1 protein-coding gene is annotated in these 707 nt (G+C 57.3%); it reads right to left on the bottom strand.

From position 1 onward, the window contains the following. A partial coding sequence (locus ACQRBT_RS28250) for an immunoglobulin-like domain-containing protein (RefSeq protein ID WP_427851694.1) occupies positions 1 to 707 on the bottom strand: 707 nt, incomplete at both ends.

The following is a 707-nucleotide window of genomic DNA, read 5'->3' as shown; positions in this document are numbered from 1 at the left end:
AGGGTCACGGTGGTGGTATCTGCAGTACCCGGAGTATCGGTAACGGTGGTATTTACCGGCGTAGTACCCGGTACCAGGTTCTCAAAGTGCTCGCCGCCGGTGACGCCTTTGATGGCGGTGGTGACGGTTTGATCGCCTTTGTAAACGTCGTTTGGAGCGACTACCGAAACAGAACCGCTGGACTGGTTCACACCAATGGTGATGGTCTGGCCGTTATCCAACGTCACGGTCAGCGGATTGGTGATGTTGGTCACCGGCGCGCCGTTTTTATCCACAAGGCTGGCGGTGTAAACGATGTTGCCGCCTTCGCCCACAGTGTTGGTCGCGGTCAGGACCACATCGACCTTGTCGATGGTGTCGTTGATGGTGGTAGTTGCGCCGTTGCCTGCAACTTCCAGTTTCTCGAAGTTGCCGCCGGTAGCGTCAGTGATCTTGACGGTCTGGGTGCTCTTGTCGATGAACACGTCATCGCTCGGCGCAGGGACGGTCACGGTACCGACGGTGTCACCGGCCTTGATGGTAATGGTCGAACCGTTGTCGAGTTTCAGAGTGACGTCGGTGCCGGCCTTATTGCTCAAGGTCGCGGTGTAAGTGATCTGACCGCCTTCGTTAACTGCGCTTGGCGCAGTTAGGGTCACGGTGGTGGTATCTGCAGTACCCGGAGTATCGGTAACGGTGGTATTTACCGGCGTAGTACCCGGTACCAG

Origin of the sequence: Pseudomonas sp. R19M (assembly GCF_050312585.1) — a bacterium.
Classification (GTDB): domain Bacteria; phylum Pseudomonadota; class Gammaproteobacteria; order Pseudomonadales; family Pseudomonadaceae; genus Aquipseudomonas; species Aquipseudomonas palleroniana.
Note: the sequence above shows the minus strand (reverse complement) of the source record. Positions and strands in the feature narration are given on the sequence as shown.